Source organism: Mesorhizobium sp. WSM4310 (assembly GCF_007003935.1).
GTDB lineage: Bacteria > Pseudomonadota > Alphaproteobacteria > Rhizobiales > Rhizobiaceae > Mesorhizobium.
Window position 1 is genome coordinate 21,731 of record NZ_VFTA01000055.1, and the last position, 7,370, is coordinate 29,100.

Annotated in this window: 8 protein-coding genes and 2 pseudogenes; all 10 read left to right on the forward strand. The window is 58.1% G+C overall.

The features are described 5' to 3' along the window. Positions 1–3: 3 nt before the first annotated feature. Entirely contained in the window at positions 4–381 is a 378-nt protein-coding gene (locus tag FJV80_RS32290; RefSeq protein ID WP_024505270.1) for a hypothetical protein, read from the forward strand. 254 nt (positions 382–635) lie between these two features. Continuing rightward, positions 636–1,799 (forward strand): TlpA disulfide reductase family protein, encoded by a 1,164-nt coding sequence (locus FJV80_RS32295; protein ID WP_245438181.1) that lies wholly within the window; start codon positions 636–638, stop codon positions 1,797–1,799. Positions 1,800–2,119: 320 nt separating this feature from the next. After that, on the forward strand, positions 2,120–2,563 hold the full coding sequence (locus FJV80_RS32300) for a DUF269 domain-containing protein (RefSeq protein WP_224571203.1): 444 nt from the start codon (positions 2,120–2,122) through the stop codon (positions 2,561–2,563). 90 nt (positions 2,564–2,653) lie between these two features. Beyond that, positions 2,654–2,812: a CCE_0567 family metalloprotein gene (locus FJV80_RS32305; RefSeq protein ID WP_224571204.1), complete on the forward strand. Its 159-nt coding sequence runs from the start codon at positions 2,654–2,656 to the stop codon at positions 2,810–2,812. After that, positions 2,809–3,124 (forward strand): annotated as a pseudogene (gene fdxB / locus FJV80_RS32310) (ferredoxin III, nif-specific). The gene FJV80_RS32305 and the pseudogene fdxB overlap by 4 nt, the downstream one beginning before the upstream one ends. 79 nt (positions 3,125–3,203) lie before the next feature. Further along, positions 3,204–3,395, forward strand: coding sequence for an exopolysaccharide production repressor protein (locus FJV80_RS35455; protein WP_127230899.1), 192 nt, complete (start codon positions 3,204–3,206; stop codon positions 3,393–3,395). Positions 3,396–3,631: 236 nt separating this feature from the next. Beyond that, positions 3,632–4,645, forward strand: coding sequence for a 1-aminocyclopropane-1-carboxylate deaminase (locus FJV80_RS32320; RefSeq protein ID WP_024505903.1), 1,014 nt, complete (start codon positions 3,632–3,634; stop codon positions 4,643–4,645). A gap of 599 nt (positions 4,646–5,244) precedes the next feature. Then, complete coding sequence (locus FJV80_RS32325) at positions 5,245–6,402, forward strand: TlpA disulfide reductase family protein (RefSeq protein WP_063170386.1); 1,158 nt, start codon at positions 5,245–5,247, stop codon at positions 6,400–6,402. A 324-nt stretch (positions 6,403–6,726) separates the two neighbouring features. Continuing rightward, positions 6,727–7,163 (forward strand): annotated as a pseudogene (locus FJV80_RS32330) (DUF269 domain-containing protein). A gap of 46 nt (positions 7,164–7,209) precedes the next feature. Next, on the forward strand, positions 7,210–7,370 hold a 161-nt coding region (locus FJV80_RS32335; RefSeq protein WP_142878328.1), incomplete at its 3' end, for a CCE_0567 family metalloprotein.

The window sequence follows — 7,370 nt, forward strand, 5'->3', positions numbered from 1 at the left end:
TTGATGATCGGCGGTGGCATTCAGGAAAGATTTCCGCCTCTGGCGGCAAAAGCGGGACGAGCAATATTCCTACGGCGTCAGATCGCTCTGCTCGCGCTTGAGCAAGGTAGCGTCGCGCGACTCCTGCTTGGCGTGAAACAGCAAAGGGCATTCAATCACGATGCAGCTTTACGTGCTGTCGGGCTCAACGCCACGTGGATCGAGCCCAACGCCGCCGTTGGCAACCGCGACGCGAATTATGACGCCGGGCCACATGCGGCGGTGGCTGCAAGGGTACCGAGCCTCTCCCGCACTTTCGACCCCATCGCCGAAGTGCGACTACTCCAGGACGCCGAAGCCGGTCTTATCGCCAGCGGGCCAGCCAAACTCTCACCTTCCTAAACGGCAGCCGCTAAGGTGAGCCGTCGAAAGCCGACATTCAGGTTAACGTCAGCTGGCCGTGTTAGGGCTCGCTTATTCAAGGCGGTACCGGCGCTTGCCGAAGCTAAGAAGGGTTGGCATGCCCTTTGCCGTGCTTGATGTGCGGCAACACGGTGAGAGCTCCGCTGAAGCAAGCGAGAGGGAGCAATGCCCTCGAGACCGTGTCCGATTTTGACTGGAAAATATTCCGCGACAAAAGAGACGAAAGGTGTGGAATGACTTTGGACACCAAGATGGAACTGCGTATGGGGTCCCCGGCTCCTGCGCTGAAAGTGGAGAACTGGCTGCGTGGCGAGCCCCTCACGAGCCTTCGGCCCGGCAAGGTCTACCTCGTTGAATTTTGGGCGACTTGGTGCCGACCATGTGTCCACGCCATGCCCCATTTGATCGAACTGCAGGAGAAATATAAAGACAGCGGATTTGAGATTATCGGAGTCGCAGCTTGCGAAAAGGCTGCAACCGCGGACGAAGCGCGGACCAACGTGGATGCCTGGCTGACCGAGAAGTTCCCGAATCTGAATTATCGGACAGCGTTCGATTGCACTGGCGAAATGAAAAAGCTCTGGCTGGAACCCAGCTCTTCGTTCGGGATTCCCACCTCGTTCGTGGTCGACCGCGACGGCCACATCGCTTATATCGGCCACCCGGCACCTCTCGATGACGTTTTGCCGAAAGTCCTTAACGGCAGCTGGCGCAGCAGCTATGAAGCGAAAGCCGTCGATGCAAAGCGAATCTCGCGTGTGCGCGAATCGTCGCTGAGTCAGCCGATATACGCCAAACTTGGGCCGGCGATGCAGGACGAGGATTGGGCAGCGGCACTATTGGCCATCGAAGAAGGCCTCGCCGTGATGCCAGACTCTTTTGATTTTCGGCGGGTTCATGCGGATATTCTGCTTCACAAGCTGCGCGACATCAAAACCGGCTTGCCGCTTATGCGCGAATTGGTCGAGGACGCGATCAACAAAAAGTTCGAAGCGATGTCTTGGGTGGTGATGGCGCTGAACCAACTCTTCCATCCCACGATCGACAACTCCCATCTTCCGCATGATGATCGCTTTGCGATGGGCAAGGAGCTCTCCGAACAGATCCTGGAACTTAATCCTCCGCAAGGCGATGGAGACTTTAAATTCGGGTGTTACTTTCCGGTCGCTCAGTATTATTACGAGAGCGGCAACAAGGACCGGGCGATCGAGTTGATCGAGGTGGCAATCAAATCGCTGGACCATTCGGAGCCAGTGCCGGACCAAACCAAACAGCGCTACCTCACCTCGTTGCTCCAAGCCCTGGCCAACTACACGGGTGAGCCTGCCTGTCACGCGGGTCTCTGTGTGGCTCCGCAAAACAAGACTTCCGAAACTCAAAACGCTGTCACTTCCTGAGCAAGGATCGCGAAGGGCATGACAATTGGAATTGAACACCGGCAAATCCGCCCGCCCAGGCGCACTTCGCAGCAATAACGTCGATGCCGCAAAAGTGCGCGGCTTGCGGCAGGTGGAATTTCCATTGCGTTTACCTCGGGTCGAACCGCGGCGCAGGCGTTCGCGCCGCGGTGAAAGGTCTCGCATTGGTGGACGTGCTCGAGGTCGGCCACGGGACACTGTTGCGTGGGATCGGCTCGCCCAAGCCATTCCCCGCCCACGCAAGCGCCCGAACCACACATCGCAGAAAAAGAGATCGTCCTTCAAGAGGAGTACTGAAATTGGGGAAAAGCGAAATTCCTCATGAACCGGTTGGCCCTGCTGTCCACGGGGACGACGAGGCCCTTGCTTCCCCGTTCGTCAAATGCCTCCTGCGGCTCATTCGTACTCAGGATTCCTTCGGCTTATGGGAAGGCCATTCGGATGCCGAGCTGCTGGCCGAGTTCATCATCACCAAGCAACAGCAACGTGCGGTACCCTTTGGCGGCGATCCCGATCCTGACGCGCTGTGGAGGCTCGACATGTTTTACACCGCCGTAGCGCTTGCGATCGAGGAGCGCTCCGGCGTGTCGACGTCGCCGACAATAGAAATGAAACCCGTGGGGGCTTCCGGCGGTTGGGCGTTCTGTCGAGACGTCCACCGGTTCGGCTTCGAGACTTTCCGCAAACTTGCTGAGGCCGGTACGAAACTGGTCGACGATGCGACTGCAGCCATTGAAGCCTAGCCCGAGATGGAGCGCATCAAGAAACCATTGTTCCAGGAAGGATCTATGTCAGACCTAGATAGGATGAGGAAAAAAGTCTGAAAGCTCCAGTTGCGTGCAGCTATTGCCAAGATGGCATTGCAGGACCTCGTCGAGGGTCTGCCGGGCAAGTGGGCCGACATACAGGAAGTCGCCGAGAAAACCCAAGCCGTTTATGCCGAGTTGGATGTTGCCAAGAGAGAACTCGCTTCAATGAAGAATTTAGGATGATGCGCACATTCACCACCCGTGACGGCTCCATTTGGATGCCGCCGTACCTGACCTCCATCGATAGCAAATCTGCATCGGCTGCTGCCGTTGTTTCAAGGTCTGCTCGCGCGATGTCATGCATCTTCACGGCGTTGATGATGCGGGTGAAATCCTCGCCCCTGCGATGACGAGGACGACGATTTCGACGGCAAGCTCAATCGCATGATCATGGTTGTCGATGATGCCGGCCGCTGCATAGGCTGCGGAGCCTGCGGCCGCGTCTGCCCCAAGAACTGCCAGACGCATGTTCCGGCCGACGAGCTCGCAACATGATCTGGCGAAAACCAGGGGAGCGGCGTGCACTTCATCTTTTTGTCGGCTCGTGGGGCTGGTCCTGTGCAGCAATGCGTCGATGGTTTACTTCGCTTTGGATTCGCTCCGTGTGGCAGTCGTCACGACGCTGGCCTGTTCGCTGCTGCTTCAGGCCGGCTACTTCGGCCGCGTGCTCTTTCTGATCTGGCAGTCCTCTAGCCGCGCTCGTGGAACTCGCCACAGGGGCCAGCATGCCGATGGTTACAGGAAAGCTCGGGTACCAGTCGTCTGACTCTGATCAACTGCGGAATGCAATTTTCAGCTGTGTCCCGGCTTGGTCGAATGCCCAGCATGTGCTGCTGCTTTGATGCGCGGATGACAGGATCAGTGCTCAGACCCACACCAATTTTGGTCACCCTCTGATGACTGAGCTGATCGTATAGGGAATCTGTGTTCGGCTAACACGCGACCATACCCCTGGGCTGACCGGTGCGTAGCAGGTTCAGGTACTTTTTTGCTGGAGATAGCATGCTGGAAAAATTCGAACGTTATCCGCTCACCTTTGGACCCACGCCGATCGAGAGGCTCGACCGCCTCGGCAAGCATCTGGGCGACAAGGTGGAAATCTACGTCAAACGCGAGGACTGCAACTCCGGTCTCGCGTTCGGCGGAAACAAGCTGCGCAAGCTCGAATACATTGTGCCCGACGCGATCGCGTCAGATGCCGATACGCTCGTCACAATCGGTGGCGTGCAGTCCAACCATACGCGCATGGTCGCTGCGGTCGCCGCCAAGATCGGCATGAAATGCCTCCTGGTCCAGGAGAGCTGGGTCCCACATGATGATGCTGTCTACGACCGGGTCGGCAATATCCTCTTGAGCCGCATCATGGGGGCAGAGGTGCGCCTGGTTGACGAGGGCTTTGACATCGGCATCCGCCGCAGCTGGGAAAAGGCACTTTATGAAGTCAAGGCAAGGGGCGGCAGGCCATATGCGATACCTGCCGGCGCCTCTGTCCACAAATACGGCGGCCTGGGCTATGTGGGGTTCGCTGAGGAGGTGCGTGCCCAGGAAGAGCAGCTTGGGTTTGCCTTCGACTATATCGTCGTCTGTACGGTGACTGGTTCAACCCACGGCGGCATGCTCGTCGGGTTCGCCAAGGATGGTCGACAGCGCAACGTGATCGGTATCGATGCCTCCGCCATGCCCGCCAAGACCAAGGCGCAGGTGCTTGGCATCGCCCAAAATACAGCGAAGCTCGTCCACCTCGGAGCGGAAATTGTCGAGGCAGACGTGGTGTTGTTCATGGACTACGCGTACCCGGGTTATGGCGTTCCATCGGAGGAAACCAAAGAGGCAATCCGTTTGTGCGCGCGGCTCGAGGGCATGATTACGGACCCCGTTTACGAGGGCAAATCGATGCAAGGGATGATCGACCTCGTCCAGAGGGGCTTCTTTCCACAGGGATCGAGGGTCCTCTACGCACATCTAGGCGGCGCACCGGCGATCAACGGGTACGGCTACACCTTTCGCAACGGCTGACGTTCGGCAGTCTGCGATTCCGCGGTCGCGCTCGAACGTGGGTAGGTAGCGTCGTTCGAGCGCTTGGCTGGAGAAGTGGAGGCAGCGACGGGCATCCACTAATTGGTACCATTACGTGCTGTCGGTGCTCAACGCCACGCGCATTGAGCGCATGCCGCCGTTGGCAACCGCGAGGCGAATTTTGACTCCGGGGCAAGAATCCACACGCGGCGGTGGCGGCACGAGGACCAAGCCGGCGAGTTCGCGCTTTCGAACTGGCGCCAAACTGCCACTGCTCGAGGGCCGAGGCCAGTCTAATCACAGGCGAGCCGTCCAAGCTCTCAAGAGTGATAGGGCGAAACCCGACAGCGGCAGAAGACATGTCGGGTTCACGACAATCGGCCGCATTTGGCCTCGTGGAGAATTTCAAAGCATTTCCCGCCGCTTACCGGAGCTGAGGGAATTGGCACCTCCGTTGCAGCTTGATGTGCGGCAACACGGTGAGAGCTTCGCTGAAGCAAGCCAGAGGGAGCGATGCCCTCGAGACCGTGTCCGATTTTGACTGGAAAATATTCCGCGACAAAAGAGACGAAAGGTGTGGAATGACTTTGGACACCAAGATGGAACTGCGTATGGGGTCCCCGGCTCCTGCGATCAAAGTGGAGAACTGGCTGCGTGGCGAGCCCCTCACGAACTTTCGGCCCGGCAAGGTCTACCTCGTTGAGTTTTGGGCGACTTGGTGCGGACCATGTGTCGACGCCATGCCCCATTTGATCGAACTGCAGGAGAAATATGAAGGCAGCGGATTTGAGGCGGTCGGAGTTGCCGCCTGCGAACAGGGTCCTACCGCAGACGAGGCGCGGACCAACGTGGATGCCTGGCTGACCGAGGAGTTCCCGAATCTGAATTATCGTATCGGGTTCGATTACATTGGCGAAATGAACAAGCTCTGGATGGATCCCAGCTCTTCGATTGGGATTCCCACCTCGTTCGTGGTCGACCGCGACGGCCACATCGCTTTTATCGGCCACCCGGCGGAACTCGATGACGTTTTGCCGAAAGTCCTTAACGGCAGCTGGCGCAGCAGCTATGAAGCGAAAGCCGCCGATGCAAAGCGCATCGCGCATAACCAACTTGCAGCGCGCGAAATGTCGCTTACCGGGCCGATATACGCCAAACTTGAGCCGGCGATGCAGGCCGAGGATTGGACGGCGGCGCTCTTGGCCATCGAAGAAGGCCTCGCCTTGATGCCAGACTCTTGTGAGTTCCGGCAGATTCATGCGGATCTTCTGCTTCACAAGCTGCGCGACATCAAGACCGGCATGCCGGTCATGCGAGAATTGGTCGAGGACGCGATCGACAAAACGTCCGACGCGGTGTCGTGGATGGCCTTGGCCCTCAACCAACTCTTCGATCCCACGATGGACAATTCCCATCTTCCGCGCGCGGAGCGCTTTGCGATGGGCAACGAGCTCTCGGAACAGATACTGGCACTCAATCCCCCGAACGGCGATGGCCCGTTTAAATACCTCCGGTACCTCCCGGTAGCTCAGTATTATTACGAGAGCGGCAACAAAGATCGCGCAATCGAGTTGATCGAGGTGGCACTGAAATCGGTGGACCGGCTGGGGCCAATTCCGGACCACACCAAACAGTACTATCTTACCCCATTGCTCGAAGCACTGGCCAACTACACGGGTGAGCCTGCCTGTCACGCGGATCTTTGTGTGGCTCCGCAAAAGAAGGCACCCGAAACTCAAAACGAAGTCACTTCCTGAGCAAGAATCGCGAAGGGACTGACAATTGGAATTGAACACTGGCCAATCCGCCCATCGAAGCTCTCTTCGCAGCAAGTATGTCGATGCAGCAGGGCGGCGGCTTGCGGAAGGTTGGATTTCAATTGCGTTGACCACCGGTCGGATCGCGGCGCAGACGATGTGCGCCGCGAATTCGCGCCGCAGGTCTCGCACTCGTGGACATGTCGAGGTCGGCCACGGGGCACTCTTGGGGTTGGCCCGCCCAAGCCATTCGTCGGCCACGCAAGCGGACCCGGAGTGGGCATCGCAGGAAAAGGAAATCGTACCTCGAAGACGAAGACTGAAATGACGAACAACGAAATTCCTCCGGTTGGCCCTGCTGTCAACAATGACGACGAGGCCCTTGCTTCCCCGTTCGTCAAATGCCTCCTGCGGCTCATTCGTACTCAGGATTCCTTCGGCTTATGGGAAGGCCATTCGGATGCCGAGCTGCTGGCCGAGTTCATCATCACCAAGCAACAGCAACGTGCGGTACCCTTTGGCGGCGATCCCGATCCTGACGCGCTGTGGAGGCTCGACATGTTTACACCGCCGTAGCGCTTGCGATCGAGGAGCGCTCCGGCGTGTCGACGTCGCCAATAATTGGAATGAAGCCCCTGCGGGCTTCCAGCGGTTGGGCGTTCTGTCGAGACGTCCACCGGTTCGGCTTCGAGACTTTCCGCAAACTTGCTGAGGCCGGTACGAAACTGGTCGACGATGCGACTGCAGCCATTGAAGCCTAGCCCGAGATGGAGCGCATCAACAAAACCATTGTTCCAGGAAGGATCTATGTCAGACCTAGATAAGATGAGGAAGAAAGTCCGAAAGCTCCAGTTGCGTGCAGCTATTGCCAAGATGGCATTGCAGGACCTTGTCGAGGGTCTGCCGGGCAAGTGGGCCGACATACAGGAAGTCGCCGAGAAAACCCAAGCCGTTTATGCCGAGTTGGA